Here is a 19,406-nt window from a genome sequence, read left to right as displayed (position 1 = left end):
CAGTAAAACTAAATAAAACTATTTTTTAGTATGTAATTAAAAAGCTTCATTAACACCAAAATAAATACCACTACTTCCATCTATACCTATACCAGCATCAAGTCTAACCCAAGTGTCTTGATTCTTTAATAGTTTGAACCTTAGGCCACCACCAGCACTTGGTTTTAAATCGTTAAGACTAAATAATTGCTTTTGATCACTTGCAACCTTCCCAAATAGTCCAAATCCAGCTAAAGCAAATCGTGGTTTAAATCGATATCTATACTCTGCTTGAATTAGGTATAAACTGTTATCTATATATCTGCCTTGGTAGTAACCACGTGTTTTATTGCCACCACCATACCAAGCTAAACCCTGAAATGGTGCATTTCCATAATTCCCTTCATATAATAATTGAAGCGCTACAATACTTTTATTACTAATTTTTTGATAGGTTCTAAGATCTGCAATAAATTTATTGTACGTTTCGGTAGCTCCAAAAAGTTCGCTTGAAAATTGGGCATTCATTTTAAGTAAATGTCCAGACGTAGGAGAGCCAACGTTGTTTCTGGAGTCTAAATTGAAAATAATTCCAAAACCACTAATAACTGCTCCATCGCTTCCTAAAATTTCACCAGTACTTAAAAGACCACCTTCTTCTACTTTTGTTACATCGTGGTTTTCATAAATATATTCAAAGCCAAAATTTAAGTCTGGAGGTAATCTTTTAAGAAAGCTTACTTTCAGTATTTGCGATGTCATGTCATATGACTCTAAATTACTATTTGGTGTAGTATTACCAATTCCCCAGAAATCGTTTGGAAAAATCTTCCATTTAAAATTCATGTCTAAGAAATAATCTCCTTTCCCAAAATAAATTTGAGGAATGACATCTAAGATAAATTGCTTTTTGGAAGTCATTATAAAATCTACAAACACATTAGAGACACGGTCGTTATAGATGTTTTTCTGATTTAATAAAAATATTTGTCCTCCAGCTCCAAAACCAAAACTTGTTTCTGGTGTGTAAAAAACAATAGGAAAAGCTACTAATTGAATTTTTTTGTTTTTTTTATTTATTGTGTCAGATTTAATAACATCGTCTTTATTCTGCCCAAAACTATTTGGGATAATAAATAAGCAGATTAATATGAAGAAGACTGTTTTTTTCATTAAAGAGGCTTGCTATCTAATAATATTTTAAATCCAAAAGAGAATGACAAATTACTTAACTCGTAAGAATCTGACCCTAAATCTTGTCCTGTATTACTTTCTTGATCTAAATTCAACCAATATACATTGTAATTTAATCCTAAATCGAAAGACACACGGTCATCTATAACATAGGCAAAACCAAATGTAAAAAGGAATCCAAAACCACCACCTTTATTAACATTCTCTATATAAACATTATCTACTACACTTCCAGCTTTATCTCTGTATAAGGCATAACCTGGAGATAAACTAAAAAATATAGAACCAATACTACTACCAGATGCATAATAAGTTCCTTTTGGTCCAATAAAAAAAGATTCGGAAGTAAGTACTTCAACATCACTTTCTTCAATATTACTACGTTCCATATTGGCAGAAAGTCCAAGGTTTATTCGGTCTTTAATAAATTTACCTGTATTTAATTCAATTCGATATTGATTGCTTATGGATTTGGTTTTTGTATTTGTGTTTTCTGTAGAACCTGAACCTATAAATCCTGTTAGACCAGTTATCCATCTTCCTTTTCTAAAAGGTGTAACAGATTCATTTTTAGTAGTATCTTTTTCGGTTTCTTGTGCCATGCAAATTGGAGTAGATGCATAAAAAAATGCAATTAAAAAAACTACTAAAATGGATTTGTTTATCACGGAAAGATATTCTTATTATTAAGGGTTTGGTATTCTGCTACGAAAGTATAAAAAAAAACCTATAATAAAATTAAACAGCTAAAAGATATATAGTCCAACTGTATAATGCTTGAGGATTTAAAAATATTAAGGTTATCTTTGTGCAAAATTAAAATAGGTAATGCATAAAGCTGGTTTTGTAAATATTATTGGAAATCCAAACGTTGGTAAATCGACATTAATGAATGCTTTTGTAGGCGAGAAACTTTCTATTATTACATCTAAAGCTCAAACGACGCGTCATAGAATTTTAGGGATTGTAAATGGTGAAGATTTTCAGATGATTTTATCAGACACACCTGGAATTATTAAGCCAGCGTATCAATTACAAGAATCGATGATGGATTTTGTAAAATCGGCTTTCGATGATGCTGATGTTTTAATTTATATGGTTGAAATTGGCGAAAAAGAATTAAAAGACGAAGCCTTTTTTAATAAGATTACAAGCTCAAAAATACCTGTGTTATTGTTATTGAATAAAATAGATAAATCTGATCAAGAACAATTAGAAGAACAAGTACAAAGTTGGGCTATAAAAGTTCCAAATGCAGAGATTTTTGCTATTTCTGCTTTAGAAGGTTTTCAGGTAAAAGAGGTGTTTAATAGAATTATAGAGTTGCTTCCAGAGTCGCCACCTTTTTATCCAAAAGACCAATTAACAGATAAACCAGAACGTTTTTTTGTAAACGAAACCATACGTGAAAAAATATTAATGCACTACAAAAAGGAAATTCCTTATGCTGTTGAAATTGATACTGAAGAGTTTTTTGAAGAAGAAAACATTATTAGAATGCGTTCTGTAATTATGGTTGAAAGAGATACTCAAAAAGGAATTATTATTGGACACAAAGGTTCGGCTTTAAAAAGAGTAGGTGTTGAAGCTAGAAAAGATTTAGAAAAATTTTTTGGTAAACAAGTACACTTAGAGCTATATGTAAAAGTGAATAAAAACTGGAGAAACGACCAAAGACAATTAAAGCGTTTTGGATATAACTAGAATTCAGTTCCTCTTAATGTATCTCTCATAAAACCATGTAGGAGATACATCTCGTCCATTCCAGCTTTTTTACCTAATCTTCCAACAAAATATAATATAAACCAAAGAATAACCATAAAGAGCATTAGACTTAATTGTATGGCATAAGAAGATTCTAGAGACCAGTTAGAATAAGCCCAAGCTCCAAATCCTAAGAATAGACAGACAACTAAAAAGTGAAAAAACATAAACATGGTCCAAACGGTAGGATTCGGTCCAAATAAACCATGAATTCTACTTGTATTTCCATCTATTTCATCTATTTCCAGATGTAATTGTGGCGACCAAAAATGTTGTTTACTTTTTGGTAATTTTAAAAACACATGGTTATCTATTCTGGAGACAATAAAATCTGATTGGTCATTTTTTGCTTTGTCGAATAATGTTAGTAATTCTTCATTATTGTTATTTTTTTCGAAATCGAAACGTGGTCTTAAAACCACTTCATTCAGTGTAGAGGAGTTAGACATAAATAGTTTGAAATTATTTTACTTTATAATCTAGTTTCATAGTTATAGACGCTGTTTTTTCTTTAGATTCTGTGTTAAACGTTCCTCCCCAAGAATAGTCTTCGTCTGAATTCTGTCCAGTAATTTGGAAAATACCCATTTTGGCCGAAATTAATTCGCCTAAATTTCCACCTGAGTTTTCAGCAATCATTTCTGCTCTAATTCTAGCATCTGAAGTGGCTTTGGAAATCATTTCAATTTTTAAATCGGCTAATTTTGTGTAATAGTATCTAGGAGATTGAGAATAAAATTGAATGCCTTTATTTAAAAGCTCGGTAATTTCTCTAGAAACAGATTCTACCTTTTCAACATCGTTAGAATCAACTTGTAAAGATTGAGTTAAAACGTATCCTAAAAACTCTTCTCCAATATACTGGCCATCGTTATTGTATTTTCCACGAGTATTTTTTCTGCTATTAACAGCATTGAAAACTAATTCTTTTTCAGTGATTCCTTTGGAAAGTAGATATTCCGTAATAATTTTCTTGTCTTTTTCTAGGTCGCTATACGCTTCTTGTAGATTAAAACTTTCTTTGGAAAAAGAGCCTTCCCAGACAATTAAATCTGAAGTAAAGTTAGTTTTACCCAAGCCAGTTACCGAAATAGTTCCATCGGTTTGGTTTCTATTCATAAAGGCATTTCCTAGTAAATAGGCAGCAAATACTATTGCTAAGGAAAAAATAATGGCAGCAATGTTTTTTTTCATTTTTATAAAAATTATTTTGAACGATACAAAATACAACGAAATCATAAGCATATCATTATATTTGCACCAAAATTTATTTAAAATGAGTAACATAGTTGCTATTGTAGGAAGACCAAATGTTGGGAAATCGACTTTTTTTAATCGTTTAATACAACGAAGAGAAGCTATTGTTGATGCTACAAGTGGCGTAACCAGAGATAGACATTACGGGAAAAGTGACTGGAACGGAAAGGAATTTTCGCTAATTGATACTGGTGGATATGTTAAAGGAAGTGACGATATATTTGAAGCTGAAATTGATAAACAAGTAGAATTAGCAATAGATGAAGCAGATGCTATTATTTTTATGGTAGACGTAGAATCTGGAGTTACTGGAATGGACGAAGATGTTGCAACCTTACTTCGAAAAGTAAAAAAACCTGTTTTTTTAGTGGTTAATAAAGTAGATAATGCTAAAAGAGCTGAAGATGCAGTTGAGTTTTACTCTCTTGGTTTAGGCGATTATTTTACCATTGCAAGTATTAATGGTAGTGGAACAGGAGATTTGTTAGATGCACTTGTTGAAGCATTACCAGAAAAAGAAAATGTAGAAGAAGCAGAATTGCCAAGATTTGCAGTGGTTGGGAGACCAAATGCAGGAAAATCGTCGTTTATCAATGCACTTATTGGAGAAGATAGATATATAGTTACTGATATTGCTGGAACTACAAGAGATTCTATAGATACTAAATACAACCGTTTTGGTTTCGAATTTAATTTGGTGGATACAGCAGGAATTAGAAGAAAAGCTAAAGTTAAAGACGATTTAGAATTTTATTCTGTTATGCGAAGTGTTCGAGCTATCGAGCATTGTGATGTGTGTTTAATTGTTATGGATGCTACTCGTGGATTTGATGGCCAAGTTCAAAACATCTTCTGGTTAGCACAACGTAATAGGAAAGGAATTGTAATTCTTGTAAACAAATGGGATCTTGTTGAAGATAAAGGAAATAATTCTATTAAAGAATATGAACGTCTTATTAGAAAAGAAATAGAACCATTTACAGATGTTCCTATTGTTTTTATATCTGTACTTAATAAACAGCGTATCTTTAAAGCTATAGAAACTGCAGTTGAAGTATATAAGAACAGAACTAAAAAGATTAAAACAAGCGTGCTTAACGATGTTTTATTGCCAATTATAGAACATAATCCTCCTCCAGCTTACAAAGGGAAATTTGTTAAGATAAAATACATTATGCAATTGCCAACACCACAACCTCAATTTGCATTTTTCTGTAATTTACCTCAATATGTAAGAGAACCTTACAAACGTTTTCTTGAAAATAAACTACGTGAACATTTTAATTTCAATGGTGTCCCAATTAGTGTGTATATGCGTAAAAAGTAAATAAAAACTCAGTATATCAAAAAAAGGCTCTACATGATGTAGAGCCTTTTTTTGTTAGTTTCATAAAGTGTTTTTTTACCAGCCACCAGAAGCACCACCACCTCCAAAACCGCCACCTCCAAAGCCTCCTCCAAAACCACCTCCAGAGAATCCTCCACCAGATGAGCTTCCAAAACCACCTGAAGAGCCTCCATAGCTACCTCGTCCCATATTGCTTAATATAATGGCGTCAAGTATGCTAAAGCCTCCTCCAGAGTTGTTTCCAGGACCACCTCTTCGGTTTTTTGAAATTGAAATTAAAATGATAATGAATACAATAATTAGGAAAAAAATAACACCAATGGGAAACCCAGAATCATTAGAAGATTTTCTAGAACCTTGATATTCGCCAGTTAAGACTTCAAATATGGCTTCTGTTCCTCGATTTAGTCCTCCAGGATAATCATTTTGTTTAAAGTAAGGTATGATATCTCGTTCAATAATACGTTTAGACATGGCATCGGTTAATAAATGCTCGACTCCATATCCTGTATTGATAGCTATTTTTCTATCGTCCTTAGCTAGTATAACTAAAACTCCATTGTCTTCATTCGCTTGACCTATTCCCCATTTTTGTCCCCATTGAGCTCCTAGATAATTAATGTTTTCGCCATTAGTTGAAGAAATAATTACAACCACAATTTGTGTAGACGTGGTATCTGAATACCGAATAAGATTTTCTTCTAAATTACTTTTCTCAGAAGCTGATAATAATGAAATATAATCGTAAACACTTGTTTGTTCTTTTGGTATTTCTGGAATATCAAATTGAGCATAGCTATTTTGCGCAAATGTCACGCAAAACAACAATGTAATTATATATGAAATTTTTTTCAAAAATATCATTAGCCTTTAGATATGTCGTTTCTCAATTCGTTAGTATCAGTATGATGCCAAGGAAAGTTTTTCTCTAAAGCTTCTCCAGCTTTTAAAATACCATCTATTAGTCCTTGTTTGAAATTTCCTTTCTTAAATTGAGCTAAAATGGTATCTCTTGTTGAATCCCAGAAATCTTTGCCAACTATATCGTTAATGCCTTTATCTCCGTAAATAACAAATGTTTTGTCTTCTACAGCAACATAAATAAGCACTCCATTTTGTTGCTTGGTGTTGTCCATTTTTAATAAATGAAACACATCTTTAGCACGATTAAAAGCATCAATTTTTGAAGATTTTTCAAGATGTACACGAATTTCTCCAGACGTATTTTGTTCTGCAATTCTAATAGCATGAACAATTTCCTGTTCTTCAGTAATACTTAAAAAATCTTCAATTTTAGACATAACTTTTATTCGAATTCAAAATCGACATCAGGTGCGTTTTCGCTTCCTGGATCTGCTTTATAGCGAGGCATTTCTTCAAAACCAAATAATCCAGCTAATAATTTTCCTGGGAATACTTTGATGTGTTTATCGTAAATATTTACTTTTTCGTTATAACGATCTCTAGCAACATTTATACGGTTTTCAGTGCCTTCTAATTGAGATTGGAGTTCAAGAAAATTCTGATTAGCTTTAAGTTCTGGATAACGTTCAACAGATACTAGTAATTTAGAAAGAGCACCACTTAAACCCGATTGCGCTTGTTGAAATTGAGCCATATTTTCAGCTGTTAGATTACCTACATCAATGGTTGTTGAGGTAGCTTTTGCTCGTGCCTCAATAACCTCTCTTAAAGTTGTTCTCTCAAAATCTGCAGCTCCTTGTACAGTTTTTACTAAATTACCAATTAGATCATTTCTACGTTGGTATGAGCTTTCAACGTCAGACCAAGCTGTTTTAGCATCAGCTTCATATTCTACTGCAGTATTATTAAAACTTACAGCCCAATTGTAAATACCAAAACCAATTACGGCAATTATTATTACAGGAATTAACCATTTTTTCATGATGTATTGTTTTTAAGTGTTAGTGTTTGCTTATTAGTTGTTAAAGTTGTAAAAATGTTACAACTGATCTTTAATTTTAATTAGCTGCGATTTGATATCTTCTAATTTGCTAATAATTTCAAAATTGCTAAGAGATTTTTTTTTCTCTTCTTTAAGATGAGTCTTTGCACCATCTAAAGTAAATCCACGTTCTTTTACAAGATGATAGATAAATTTCAGATTTTTAATGTCTTCTGGAGTAAACTTTCTATTTCCTTTTGCATTTTTCTTTGGCTTAAGAGCATCGAATTCTTTTTCCCAAAACCGAATTAATGACGTGTTTACATTGAAAGCCTTAGCGACTTCGCCAATACTGTAATATCTTTTTTCTGGTAGTTCTATATGCATTAGTCTAAAGATTGGTTTTCTAAGGAAGCTCGCTCAAGTAATGTGTTAAATTCTTCAGCAGATAAACTTCCATAGTAGAAATTAATAGGATTAATACGTTGGTCATCTTTGAAGATTTCGTAATGTAAGTGTGGAGCTTCAGATCGACCTGTACTTCCAACAAAACCTATAATGTCACCTCGTTTAACTTTCTGATTTTTTCTAACATTGTATTTATACAAATGTGCATACAAACTTACATAACCATAACCATGATCTATTCTAACGTGGTTTCCATAGCCTGCAGCTCCATTATCTGCACGTTCTACAACACCATCTCCAGTTGCATAAATTGGTGTTCCTCTTGCTGCAGTAAAATCCATTCCCCAATGCATTTTTCTAACCTTAGTAAATGGGTCAGTTCTCATGCCATAACCTGATGCCATTCTAGTTAAATCTTCATTTTTTACAGGTTGTATAGCAGGAATTGCAGTTAATAATTTTTCTTTTTCTTCAGCTAATTTAGTTATTTCATCAAGGGATTTAGATTGCACTACAATCTGTTTCTGTAGTTGATCTATGCGTTTATTACTTTCAATAATTAATTTAGAATTGTCGAAACCTTCTAAGTTTTTGTAACGATTAATACCTCCAAAACCAGCTTTTCTTTGTTCGTCTGGAATAGGATTTGCTTCAAAATATAAGCGATATATATTGTTGTCTCTTTCAGCAATACTTGCTAAAACAGTTTCAGTTTCGTCCATTTTTTTGTTTAATAATTCAAGCTGTAATTGAGCATTTTGCAATTCATGCTTTAAGCCTTTTTCTCTAGGAGATTCTATGTATTGACTTGCTATAAAAACAAATAAAAATGCAAATAAGGCAGAAGCTAATAAAAACAACGAAATGTATTTTGCTGTTCTTCTTTTTTTACGCTCTATTTTTCTATATGAAAGCGTATCTGAATCATAATAATATTTTACCTTACTCATTATCTAATTTATGCTATTTTTGCATGTAATTAATATTAAACGATTTATCAATTAGTATTCAAAACGAACAAACCTGCAAATTATTTTCATTGTAAATTTAGTAAAACTAAAGGATAAAATGATGTTGTTGCTTCTCTCAATCCTAAATTTAAAATAGATTTGTAGAGAAATTGTAAAAATCGCTTCGTTTTATAGAAAATTTAACAAAAAACAAGCTTTCAAAATAAATAGATGAAGTCTCAAGAAGTACGCTCAAAATTTTTAAGTTTTTTTAAAGATAAAAAACATAGCATTGTAGCATCTGCACCAATGGTGTTAAAGGACGATCCTACATTAATGTTTGTAAATTCTGGAATGGCACCTTTTAAAGAATATTTTTTAGGTAATGCTGTGCCAAAAAATAACCGAATAGCAGATACTCAAAAATGTTTGCGTGTATCTGGAAAGCACAACGATTTAGAAGAGGTAGGTTATGATACGTATCATCATACACTTTTCGAAATGCTTGGAAACTGGAGTTTTGGAGACTACTTTAAAAAAGAAGCTATTGCTTGGGCTTGGGAATTACTAACAGAAGTTTATGGTATTGATAAAGACATACTTTATGTAACCGTTTTTGAAGGAAGTAATGATGCCGATAAATTATCGATGGATCAAGAAGCTTTCGATTTGTGGAAACAATTTATTCCTGAAGACAGAATCCTTTTAGGAAATAAGAAAGATAACTTCTGGGAAATGGGAGACCAAGGTCCTTGTGGTCCTTGTAGTGAAATCCATGTAGATATTCGTTCGGCTGAAGAAAAAGCTAAAGTTGATGGAAAATCTTTAGTTAATATGGACCATCCACAAGTGGTAGAAATCTGGAATCTAGTATTCATGCAATACAACCGTAAAGCTAATGGATCACTAGAAATTTTACCAAACAAACACATCGATACAGGAATGGGATTCGAACGTTTGTGTATGGTTTTGCAAGGTGTACAATCTAATTATGATACAGATGTTTTTACACCAATAATTAGAGAGATTGAAACTATTGCAGATAAGGAATATGGAAAAGATGAAAAGATAGATGTGGCAATTCGTGTTATTTCAGATCATGTTCGTGCAGTTGCTTTTTCAATTGCTGATGGTCAATTGCCAAGTAATACAGGAGCAGGATATGTTATTCGTAGAATTTTACGTCGTGCTATTCGATATAGTTTTACTTTTTTAGATCAGAAAGAACCATTTATCTATAGATTAGTAGACGTATTGACCAAGAAAATGGGTGTAGCTTTTCCAGAGCTTAAAGCTCAAAAACAACTAATTGAGAATGTAATTAGAGAAGAAGAACAATCCTTTTTAAGAACGTTAGATCAAGGCTTGGTGTTGCTTAATAGAATTGTTGAAGAAGAAAAATCGGATGTTATTTCTGGTGAAAAAGCTTTCGAACTTTATGATACTTTTGGGTTTCCAATAGATTTAACAGCATTAATTCTTCGTGAAAAAGGCTTGCAATTAGATGAAGCTGGCTTTCATGTCGAGATGAAAAAGCAAAAAGACCGTTCTCGTGCTGCTAGTGAAATGAGTACTGAAGATTGGACTATAATTAATGAAGATTCAGTTCAGGAATTTGTTGGTTACGACATGCTAGAGACCAAAGTTAAAATTACGAGATACAGAAAAGTAGTTTCTAAAAAAGATGGCGAAATGTATCAGTTGGTTTTTAATTTAACTCCTTTTTATCCAGAAGGTGGAGGGCAAGTTGGAGATAAAGGGTATCTAGAAGATATGCATGGAGACATTGTATATATTTTAGATACAAAAAAGGAAAACAACATTATCATTCACTTTGCTAAAAATTTACCTAAAAATTTAGATGAAATTTTCACAGCTTCGGTAGATGCTAAACAACGTTACAGAACCGAGTGTAACCATACTGCAACACACTTGTTGCATCAAGCTTTAAGAGAAGTGTTAGGCGATCATGTAGAGCAGAAAGGTTCTGCTGTTCATTCAAAATATTTACGTTTCGATTTTTCACATTTTTCAAAATTAACTTCAGAAGAATTACGAGATGTAGAAAGTTTTGTAAATGCAAGAATTGCAGGAAAACTAGCTCTTCAAGAAAAAAGAAACATTCCAATGGAACAGGCACTAGAAGAAGGAGCTATGGCACTTTTTGGTGAAAAATATGGAGATACAGTTCGTGCCATTCGCTTTGGAAAATCAATCGAACTTTGTGGAGGAACTCATGTTAAGAATACTGGCGATATTTGGTATTTTAAAATTGTGTCTGAAGGTGCAGTTGCAGCAGGAATACGTAGAATAGAAGCTATTACAAACGATGCTGTAAAAGACTATTTTGAAGATAGTAACAAAGCGTTTACAGAATTAAAGAGCATGCTAAATAATGCTAAAGAACCTGTAAAAGCTTTACAAGGACTTCAAGAAGAAAATGTTGATCTTAAAAAACAAATTGAAGCCTTATTAAAAGAGAAAGCTAAAAATGTAAAAGGCGATCTTAAAACTGAATTAACCGAAATAAATGGTATTCAGTTTTTAGCAAAAAAATTAGATTTAGATGCTGCTGGAATTAAAGATGTTTGTTTTGAATTAGGCAGTCAGTATAATAATTTATTCTTGTTATTTGGAGCAGAAAACGATGGGAAAGCATTGTTGTCTTGTTACATCTCGAAAGAATTAGTTTCCGAAAAAGGATTAAATGCTGGGCAAATAGTAAGAGAATTAGGAAAACACATTCAAGGAGGTGGAGGAGGACAACCTTTCTTTGCAACTGCTGGAGGAAAAAACCCAGAAGGTATTGAGGAAGCATTGAAAGCAGCAAAAGATTATTTAAAATAAAATTTGAAATTACAAACCAAAATAGCATTAGAATCGAAGCAGCATAATCAAATAGATTACAACTCTAGGTTGCTTTTAATTGGGTCTTGTTTTGTAGAGAATATAGGTAATAACTTAGAGTACTTTAAATTTCAAAATCTTCAGAATCCTTTTGGAATTTTATTTCATCCTATAGCAATAGAAAGCTTGATTACAAATGCTATTAACCAAAAAGAATTTTCAGAAGATGATGTCTTTTTTCAAAATGAACAATGGCATTGTTTTAACGCACATTCTAAACTAAGTAACACAAATAAGGACACTCTATTAAAAACACTTAATAGTCAAATTCAATTAACTGCCAAACAGCTAAACAGTTCATCACATATTGTTGTTACTTTAGGAACTGCTTGGTTGTATAGGTTTATTGAAACAGACACTATTGTTGCTAATTGTCATAAAGTGCCACAAAAGAAATTTTTAAAAGAACTGCTTTCGGTAGATGAGATTTCTGAATCTCTTGAATCTATTGTTGCTCTTATTAGAAGTGTTAATAGTTCAGTGTCAATTATATTTACAGTTTCTCCAGTAAGGCATTTAAAAGATGGCTTTATAGAAAACACTCAAAGTAAAGCCCATTTAATTTCTGCTATTCATCAGGTTGTTGAGCATAAAAAAAATCTACATTATTTTCCATCTTACGAAATAATGATGGACGAACTTCGAGATTATCGTTTTTATGCAGAAGACATGATTCATCCTAATAACATAGCTGTCAAGTATATTTGGGAGAAGTTTAAGGAAGTCTGGATAAATTTAGAAGCATATAAAACAATGGAAGAAGTGGATGTTATTCAAAAAGGTCTTCAACATAAACCTTTCAATCCAGATTCCGAAGCGCATAACCAGTTTATCCATAGGCTTTTGGAAAGAAAAGAAAAGCTTCAATCAGTTTTTCCACATATATCCTTTTAGCTTCTATTCAATTCATTTTTAGTCTTTTTTCAAAATATACGTAATTCTTCGTATTGATTACCATGTCTTTATATTGCAATTTTGGAATATTATTAACCCTAAAATATTTCAACAATGAAAACTTTAAAACATGTCACTTTATTATTAATGTGTTTTTCATTAATTACCTTTACTTCTTGCTCTGACGATGACGATGGAGGAGATGGTGGAGGAGGAGGTGGAGCTGCTTCAGGAACTATTACAGCAAAAATAAATGGAAACTCTTTTACATCGTTAGAAATGACATCTACAGCAACTTTAGTTTCTGGTGGAGGTCAAACTACTCTAACTATGCAAGGAAACACGCAAACTCAAGCTATTAATTTGATTATTAATGGTTATGATGGTGTTGGAACTTATGAAATTAGCGACGATAATGTATTTAGAATTGCTTCTTATGTAGAACCTAATGTAAGTAATCCTGCAAATTCCCAAACTTGGTCTGCACCTTTTCAAGACTCGGGAGTAATAGGTGAAATTAAAATTTCAGAAGAAACAGATTCTAACATAAAAGGGACTTTTAATTTTACAGGGAAAAACAGCAACGACGATTCTACTAAAAACGTTACTGAAGGCGCTTTTAACCTTTCAAAACAAATATTTTAAATCGTTTAATTCGATTTGAAATGACTCAACATTTTTATTTAGTTGTTGAGATAAGTTGATTAAGCGTAGTATAGGTAGGTTATTACGCTTAATCTTTTTTAAATATCTGTTTGTCGAAAAAATAATAACGATAAACCTTTAAGTTGTATTTTTATTATGCTATTAATCAATTTTATAAAAAAGCATCAAGCAATATCTATCTTTTGAGGGATTGAGTTTGATGTTTTTTTTTGTTTCAAATTGAAATAGTAGCATGCTTTTATAAATCTTAATAAAGCATTTGGTTATGGATCTTAATCTTCTTTTTTCTTCGATTTTATATATACTTATTAGTGTTTTGTTATTGTTAAGTATTAAAACTATAATGGCTACAAAATACGACGCTAAAATGTCTCAAGAAAACAATCTAAATCTGTTAAAACAAATGACTTATGAAAAGCAGAAACAGGAACAATTTATTCAAAAAAGTGCTTATTTAGAAAATTATAATTTGTCATTATTCAATAAATTATTTGAAATAACAAAAGAGCTCCTGTTAACAAAAAAGAGTATATTAGAAGAGCATTACAATTAATTATATGAAGAAATTATTACTCATTCTCATAAGCCTGTTTCTTAGTACATATGGGATTTCTCAAAATCCAGTAAAAATAATTGATAGTTTGAAAATTGAACTTTCAAAAAACCCATCCGATTCATTAAAAATAAAAGCATATAGTGATTTATGTTGGTATTATAGAACTATATCAACAGACTCTGCATTTACTTACGGTAATCTTGCATTAAAACTATCCCAAAAAACTAATAACCAAGTTGGAGAAGCTCAAGCTCATAACGACATTGGAATACTTTATTACGGCTTAGCAGATTATGGACAAGCTATGCAAGAATATAATTTAGCTTTAAAAATAAGAAAGAAATTACAAGATACTCTAGGTATAGCAAGTGTTTACAATAAAATTGGACTTTGTTATCAAAATACGTTCCAACTAGATTCTGCTATAGTATATAATACCAAAGCTTTAGAAATTTACGAACAGAAAAACCACTTAAAATATGCAAGTGCTTTAAAAGGAAATATTGCAAATATTTATAGAGGATTAAAGCAATATGACAAAGCACTTAAAACGCATTTAGAAATAACAGAAACAGCAAAGGAGATTGAAGACTATCCCTTATTAACACGTTCATATAATAACATTGCTAATGCGTATTTGCATATGCATGATACAATAAATAGTATAAAATATTTTAAACAAGGAATTGATGTTGCTATAGCAAATAATTTGAATAATGAATTAGGAGCTTTGTATAATAATTATGGCTCATTTTTATCTAGTACTGGGCAAATACCAGAAGCAATAGATTACACGCTCAAATCTTTATTAATTAGAAGGGAAATTAAAGATAATCATGGAATTGCTAGTTCTTCTTTAAATTTAGGTGATTTGTATTTAAAAATTGGAGAATATAAAATTGCAAAGAAATATTTAGATGAAGGAATAGTACTTGCAGAACAATATAAAGCTAATGAACTTCGTGTTAATGGTTACAATAATTTGTCTTATTATTTTGCTTACAATAAAGAAAGTGATAGCGTAAAATTCTATCAAAATAAGTATAAACAAATTGAAGATTCTATTTTTAATAATCGTATTACCAAGGAAGTTGCTGAGGTTCAAGAAAAATATAATGCTAATGAAAGAGAGAAACAAATTCTTACACAACGTGCAGAAATTGCAGAAAAAGAACGCGATTTAAGTCAGAAAAATAGTTTTATATTAGGGTTAGTTGGTTTAGCAGTCGTATTATCTTTACTTGGATTTTTAGTTTACAATCAACAAAAACTAAAAAACAGACAACTTAAAAAAGAAAGTGAATTAAAAGAAGCTTTAGTAAAAATTGAAACCCAGAATAAGTTACAAGACCAACGTTTAAGGATAAGTAGAGATTTACACGATAATATTGGAGCGCAATTAACCTTTATTATTTCGTCTTTAGATAATTTAAAATATGGTTTTAAACTGCCAGATAACTTAAACGATAAGCTAAAGTATATTAGTGAGTTTACTACATCAACCATTTACGAGTTAAGAGATACTATTTGGGCTATGAATAAAAGCGAAATTTCGTTTGAAGATTTACAAGCTAGAATTTCAAATTTTATTGAAAAAGCAGATAAAGCATCAGATAATATTGCTTTTAATTTTACTATAGATGATAAGTTAAAGAATAGTAAAGTATTTACTTCCGTTCAAGGTATGAACATATATAGAATTATTCAAGAGGCAATTAATAACGCATTAAAATATGCTGATGCTACACAAATAGATGTCGATTTCTCACTTAATGAAGGTGTTTTTCAAATGACTGTAACAGATAATGGAGCTGGGTTCGATGTTTCAAAAATTGAGTATGGAAATGGTTTAAATAACATGAAAAAACGTGCTCACGAATTAGAATCTGAATTCGAAATTAAATCTACTATTAATAAAGGAACAACCATTAGAGTGTTTAAATTAATTAATACGTAATTTATCGTATTTCAAGTAACCTTTTATTTGGTTATTTTAGTAAAAATTAATCATCATGAATATTAAAATAGCTATAGTAGACGATAATTCATTCCTTATTACTGCAGTAAAAGAAAAGCTGTCTTTTTTCGATGATTTGAATTTAAAGTTTTCAGCAATTAATGGATCAGATTTATTAATTAAGCTAGAGGATAATCATAACTTAGATTTAATTTTAATGGATATTGAGATGCCTGTTTTAAATGGTATTGAAACTACAGAAATTATTAAACAAAAATATCCACATATTAAAATTATTATGCTAACTGTTTTCGATAACGATGAAAACATTTTTAATTCTATTAAAGCTGGAGCAGATGGCTATTTATTAAAAGAAATCAATGCTCAAGATTTGCACGATGGTATTTTAGAAACTCTTAATGGAGGTGCAGCCATGAATCCTTCCATAGCCTTAAAAACCTTAAAACTACTTCGAAATCCGTTAAATATTGAAAACAAACAGGAGCAGGAAGATATTAAATTAACAACTAGAGAAATAGAAGTTTTAGAGCATTTAAGCAAAGGCTTAAGTTACAATGCTATTGCCCAAAACTTAATACTTTCAACCGGAACCGTTAGAAAGCATATAGAAAATATTTACAACAAACTTCAAGTCCATAACAAGATTGAAGCACTTCAAAAAGCCAAAAAGAACAATTTAATTTAAAATTAGAGTAAAAGAGTTTATCTATAATTTTTTGTCTATTTTTAGGTATGCGAAAAATTCTATTTGGTGTTATTATTACGTTAGTTGTACTTTTTACCTTCAAATATTGTGAAGATAAACAAGAAGATAAAATGGTTCTTAAAGAAAGCACAGCTTTAATTCAAGAACAAATTAAAAATGTAGGAAAACTAATTGTTACCGAAGGTCATTTTAGTGAAGTTTTTAATTATAAGAATTCAAAAGAAATTTTAGGAGACTATTTTACTTCAGATAAAAAAGCATTAGTGGTTGTTAATGCTGATGTTTATATTGCTTACGATTTAAGCAAAATAGAATTTGAAATAGATGAAACTTCAAAAACACTTACCATTTTAAATATCCCTAAAGAAGAAATTAAAATAAATCCAGATTTAGAATATTATGATGTTCAGGCAGATTTTTTTAATCCTTTTGAAGCCAAAGATTATAATGATATTAAAGAAACAATAAAAAAATCATTACTTAAAAAACTTCAAAAATCAGACTTAATACTAAATGCTGAAAATAGATTAATCAGCGAATTGTCTAAGTTTTATATTCTAACTAATTCTCTAGGTTGGACACTTAAATACAATCAAAATCCTATTAATAACATAGAAGAATTACAGGGCTTGAAACTATAGTTTATTACTTAAACTACTCCATCCTCCACCATTAATAGCTTCAATACCATTATTTTTTAATACAGAAGTAGCACTAGCAGAACGCATACCACTTGCACAACAAGCAATAACAGGTCTGTTTAGTTTTTTAATCTCATTAATCTTACTATTTAAAACTTGCAGAGGAATATTTTTAGAACCTGGAATAGCACCTTGGCTAAATTCTGATTTAGTTCTTACATCAATAATAATTGCTTTTCTAGATTGAAAATCTTTTATTTTATCACTTTTATTTCCTGTTAGAAAATCTAATAATCCCATAATTTTATTTTTTTACAAAGTACTTTATTTTTTTTCAAAATAAATGTAACAAGAGTTACAACTTATTTTTTTGATTATCTTCAACCTCAATTATAAAACATCCTTGTTAAAAGTTTTTATTACCTAAGTATGAAGGTAAGGGTGTTCAGTTACTGTTAGAAGGCAATAGATAAAAATACATGAAAGAAGAATCTCGTAAAGACGAAATTATTAATACGGCAGCCAAACTTTTTAAGGAGAAAGGTTATAGTGCTGTAACTATGAGAGATATTGCAACAGCTATGGGAATTAAAGCTGCAAGCTTATATAACCATATAAGTTCCAAGCAAGAAATCCTTAAGGAAATCATTATATCATTAGCTGAAGAGTTTACGCAAGGGATGGAGTTTATAAAATCGTCAAACTTTTCAAGTATTGAAAAATTAAAGAAAATTGTAAGCTTACATATTTCAATAACAAGTCAAAATACCTACGGAATGGCATCATTAAATAATGATTGGATGCATCTGGAAGAACAATTGCCTTATTATTTAAAACTTCGTTCTAATTATGAAAATGAGTTTAGAAAAATTCTTAAAGAAGGAATTAAAAAAAATGAAATTGCAAATTCAGATGTTGAGGTTATGCTTTTTTCAATGCTATCAACCTTAAGATCATTATATATATGGATTCCAAAAAAAGAAGATTTAAATTCAGAAGAATTATCTAACAACTTGAGTCATGTCTTAATTAATGGAATTAACAAATAATTTCAATTTATTTTCGTAATTTTGTCAAGCAAACTAACAAGTGTTAGTTAAATATTATACAATAAATATGGCTAAATTTTATAAGCTGAAAATTCAAGATATTTATAAAGAAACCAATGATTGTTCGGTTATTGATTTCTCAGTTCCTCAAGAATTTCAAAAAGATTTTAAATTCAGACAAGGGCAACATTTAACTTTAAAAGCAGACATTAAAGGCGAAGATGTTCGTCGTTCTTATTCGCTTTGCTCGAGTCCGTTAGATAACCAGTGGAAAGTAGCTGTAAAACAAATTCCAGGTGGAAAATTTTCCACTTATGTTAATGAGCATTTAAAATCTGGAGACGAGATTGAGGTAATGGCGCCAAGTGGAACATTTGGAGTTTCTGTAAATACAAACAAAGCAAAAAATTATTTATTCTTTGCAGCAGGAAGTGGAATTACACCAGTTTTGTCAATGATTAAAACACACTTGGCAGCAGAGCCAAGCTCAACTTGTAAATTATTTTATGTTAATAAGACAGCAAAATCAATTATCTTTAAAGAAGAGTTAGAACAATTAAGAAACACCTATTTTGGAAGGTTGGAAATCTATTACTTCTTAACTACAGAACGTCGTGATATTGATCTTTTTAATGGAAGATTTGACGATGAAAAAATGAAAGTTCTCACAAAAACCTTCATTGATATCCCAGATACTAGCGAAGTCTTTCTTTGTGGTCCAGAGCAGATGGTTAATTACGTGAGTAATTATCTTATAGAAGCAGGATTGCCAAAAGAATTAATTCATTTCGAATTGTTTGTTACAGGACTATCAGAAGAAGATATCAAACGAGCAGAACGTTTAGCAAAACAAAATGTAGAGGGTACACAAGTTACCATTATAGATGGTGGGAAAGAATTTTTCTTTACCATGACTAAAGAATACGATAATATTCTAGATGCTGCATTAGGTGCTGGAGCCGATTTGCCATTTGCATGTAAAGGTGGTGTATGCAGCACTTGTAAATGTAAAGTCAAGGAAGGTGAAGTAGAAATGAAAGTCAATTATGCATTAGAAGATCATGAAGTGAAACAAGACTTCGTATTGAGCTGCCAAGCAGTTCCAACAACAGACAAGGTTGTTGTAGACTTTGATGTGTGATATAATTGCAAAAAAACCGTTATTCTAAACTTGTTTTAGAATAACATTAATAAAAGAGATTT

The 19,406-nt window shown here is 30.7% G+C and carries 21 protein-coding genes; 11 read left to right on the top strand and 10 right to left on the bottom strand.

Annotation, left to right across the window (positions count from 1 at the left end):
• Nucleotides 1–36 precede the first annotated feature (36 nt).
• Nucleotides 37–1,152 (bottom strand): BamA/TamA family outer membrane protein, encoded by a 1,116-nt coding sequence (locus LX78_RS13315; RefSeq protein WP_109683271.1) that lies wholly within the window; start codon nucleotides 1,150–1,152, stop codon nucleotides 37–39.
• Complete coding sequence (locus tag LX78_RS13310) at nucleotides 1,152–1,775, bottom strand: hypothetical protein (protein ID WP_109683270.1); 624 nt, start codon at nucleotides 1,773–1,775, stop codon at nucleotides 1,152–1,154. The genes LX78_RS13315 and LX78_RS13310 overlap by 1 nt, the downstream gene beginning before the upstream one ends.
• Nucleotides 1,776–2,001: 226 nt before the next feature.
• On the opposite strand from LX78_RS13310, the gene era reads away from it, so the two are divergent.
• Nucleotides 2,002–2,877 (top strand): GTPase Era, encoded by an 876-nt coding sequence (gene era / locus LX78_RS13305; RefSeq protein WP_109683269.1) that lies wholly within the window; start codon nucleotides 2,002–2,004, stop codon nucleotides 2,875–2,877.
• Here the strand turns inward: era and LX78_RS13300 are convergent.
• Together LX78_RS13300 and LX78_RS13295 are read right to left on the bottom strand one after the other, a co-directional pair.
• A complete protein-coding gene (locus LX78_RS13300) occupies nucleotides 2,874–3,386 on the bottom strand; it encodes a GTP-binding protein (RefSeq protein ID WP_109683268.1) in 513 nt (170 codons plus the stop codon). The genes era and LX78_RS13300 overlap by 4 nt on opposite strands.
• A 13-nt stretch (nucleotides 3,387–3,399) precedes the next feature.
• A complete protein-coding gene (locus LX78_RS13295) occupies nucleotides 3,400–4,131 on the bottom strand; it encodes an SIMPL domain-containing protein (protein WP_109683267.1) in 732 nt (243 codons plus the stop codon).
• An 82-nt stretch (nucleotides 4,132–4,213) separates the two neighbouring features.
• Between LX78_RS13295 and der the strand changes: the two genes are divergently transcribed.
• The gene (gene der, locus LX78_RS13290; protein WP_109683266.1) at nucleotides 4,214–5,521 is read left to right on the top strand and encodes a ribosome biogenesis GTPase Der; all 1,308 of its coding nucleotides are present in this window, start codon (nucleotides 4,214–4,216) and stop codon (nucleotides 5,519–5,521) included.
• Nucleotides 5,522–5,596: 75 nt separating this feature from the next.
• Here der and LX78_RS13285 read toward each other — a convergent pair whose 3' ends face one another.
• From LX78_RS13285 to LX78_RS13265, 5 genes are read right to left on the bottom strand one after another with little or no spacing between them, the layout of a single operon-like run.
• Nucleotides 5,597–6,406 (bottom strand): TPM domain-containing protein, encoded by an 810-nt coding sequence (locus tag LX78_RS13285; RefSeq protein ID WP_109683265.1) that lies wholly within the window; start codon nucleotides 6,404–6,406, stop codon nucleotides 5,597–5,599.
• Complete coding sequence (locus LX78_RS13280; protein ID WP_109683264.1) at nucleotides 6,406–6,843, bottom strand: TPM domain-containing protein; 438 nt, start codon at nucleotides 6,841–6,843, stop codon at nucleotides 6,406–6,408. Before LX78_RS13280 ends, LX78_RS13285 begins: the two co-directional genes overlap by 1 nt.
• Nucleotides 6,844–6,848: 5 nt before the next feature.
• Nucleotides 6,849–7,448: a LemA family protein gene (locus LX78_RS13275; protein WP_109683263.1), complete on the bottom strand. Its 600-nt coding sequence runs from the start codon at nucleotides 7,446–7,448 to the stop codon at nucleotides 6,849–6,851.
• Between the two features lie 57 nt (nucleotides 7,449–7,505).
• On the bottom strand, nucleotides 7,506–7,835 hold the full coding sequence (locus tag LX78_RS13270; RefSeq protein ID WP_109683262.1) for a MerR family transcriptional regulator: 330 nt from the start codon (nucleotides 7,833–7,835) through the stop codon (nucleotides 7,506–7,508).
• Nucleotides 7,835–8,806 (bottom strand): M23 family metallopeptidase, encoded by a 972-nt coding sequence (locus tag LX78_RS13265; RefSeq protein WP_109683261.1) that lies wholly within the window; start codon nucleotides 8,804–8,806, stop codon nucleotides 7,835–7,837. The genes LX78_RS13270 and LX78_RS13265 overlap by 1 nt, the downstream gene beginning before the upstream one ends.
• A gap of 231 nt (nucleotides 8,807–9,037) precedes the next feature.
• On the opposite strand from LX78_RS13265, the gene alaS reads away from it, so the two are divergent.
• From alaS to LX78_RS13230, 7 genes are all read left to right on the top strand, one after another.
• Nucleotides 9,038–11,653 (top strand): alanine--tRNA ligase, encoded by a 2,616-nt coding sequence (alaS, locus tag LX78_RS13260; protein WP_109683260.1) that lies wholly within the window; start codon nucleotides 9,038–9,040, stop codon nucleotides 11,651–11,653.
• Nucleotides 11,654–11,656: 3 nt separating this feature from the next.
• Entirely contained in the window at nucleotides 11,657–12,607 is a 951-nt protein-coding gene (locus LX78_RS13255) for a GSCFA domain-containing protein (protein WP_109683259.1), read from the top strand.
• 114 nt (nucleotides 12,608–12,721) lie between these two features.
• The gene (locus LX78_RS13250) at nucleotides 12,722–13,252 is read left to right on the top strand and encodes a DUF6252 family protein (protein WP_109683258.1); all 531 of its coding nucleotides are present in this window, start codon (nucleotides 12,722–12,724) and stop codon (nucleotides 13,250–13,252) included.
• Between the two features lie 364 nt (nucleotides 13,253–13,616).
• Nucleotides 13,617–13,826, top strand: coding sequence for a hypothetical protein (locus LX78_RS13245; protein ID WP_109683257.1), 210 nt, complete (start codon nucleotides 13,617–13,619; stop codon nucleotides 13,824–13,826).
• Nucleotides 13,827–13,830: 4 nt separating this feature from the next.
• Complete coding sequence (locus tag LX78_RS13240; protein WP_109683256.1) at nucleotides 13,831–15,786, top strand: tetratricopeptide repeat-containing sensor histidine kinase; 1,956 nt, start codon at nucleotides 13,831–13,833, stop codon at nucleotides 15,784–15,786.
• Nucleotides 15,787–15,841: 55 nt separating this feature from the next.
• Nucleotides 15,842–16,492, top strand: a complete 651-nt coding sequence (locus tag LX78_RS13235) for a response regulator (protein ID WP_109683255.1) — start codon at nucleotides 15,842–15,844, stop codon at nucleotides 16,490–16,492.
• A gap of 47 nt (nucleotides 16,493–16,539) precedes the next feature.
• Complete coding sequence (locus LX78_RS13230; RefSeq protein WP_109683254.1) at nucleotides 16,540–17,154, top strand: DUF4230 domain-containing protein; 615 nt, start codon at nucleotides 16,540–16,542, stop codon at nucleotides 17,152–17,154.
• On the opposite strand, the gene LX78_RS13225 is transcribed toward LX78_RS13230, so the two are convergent.
• Entirely contained in the window at nucleotides 17,149–17,454 is a 306-nt protein-coding gene (locus tag LX78_RS13225) for a rhodanese-like domain-containing protein (protein ID WP_109683253.1), read from the bottom strand. The genes LX78_RS13230 and LX78_RS13225 overlap by 6 nt on opposite strands.
• Before the next feature lie 179 nt (nucleotides 17,455–17,633).
• Between LX78_RS13225 and LX78_RS13220 the strand changes: the two genes are divergently transcribed.
• Nucleotides 17,634–18,203 carry a TetR/AcrR family transcriptional regulator gene (locus LX78_RS13220; RefSeq protein WP_109683252.1) on the top strand — a complete coding sequence of 190 codons (570 nt, stop codon included), beginning with the start codon at nucleotides 17,634–17,636 and terminating at the stop codon, nucleotides 18,201–18,203.
• 67 nt (nucleotides 18,204–18,270) lie between these two features.
• The gene (locus tag LX78_RS13215; RefSeq protein WP_109683278.1) at nucleotides 18,271–19,344 is read left to right on the top strand and encodes a 2Fe-2S iron-sulfur cluster-binding protein; all 1,074 of its coding nucleotides are present in this window, start codon (nucleotides 18,271–18,273) and stop codon (nucleotides 19,342–19,344) included.
• Nucleotides 19,345–19,406: the final 62 nt, after the last annotated feature.

It is taken from the genome of Xanthomarina spongicola (genome assembly GCF_003148645.1).
GTDB lineage: Bacteria > Bacteroidota > Bacteroidia > Flavobacteriales > Flavobacteriaceae > Xanthomarina > Xanthomarina spongicola.
The sequence above is the reverse complement of the archived record's forward strand: the minus strand, read 5'-3'. Positions and strand labels throughout refer to the sequence as shown.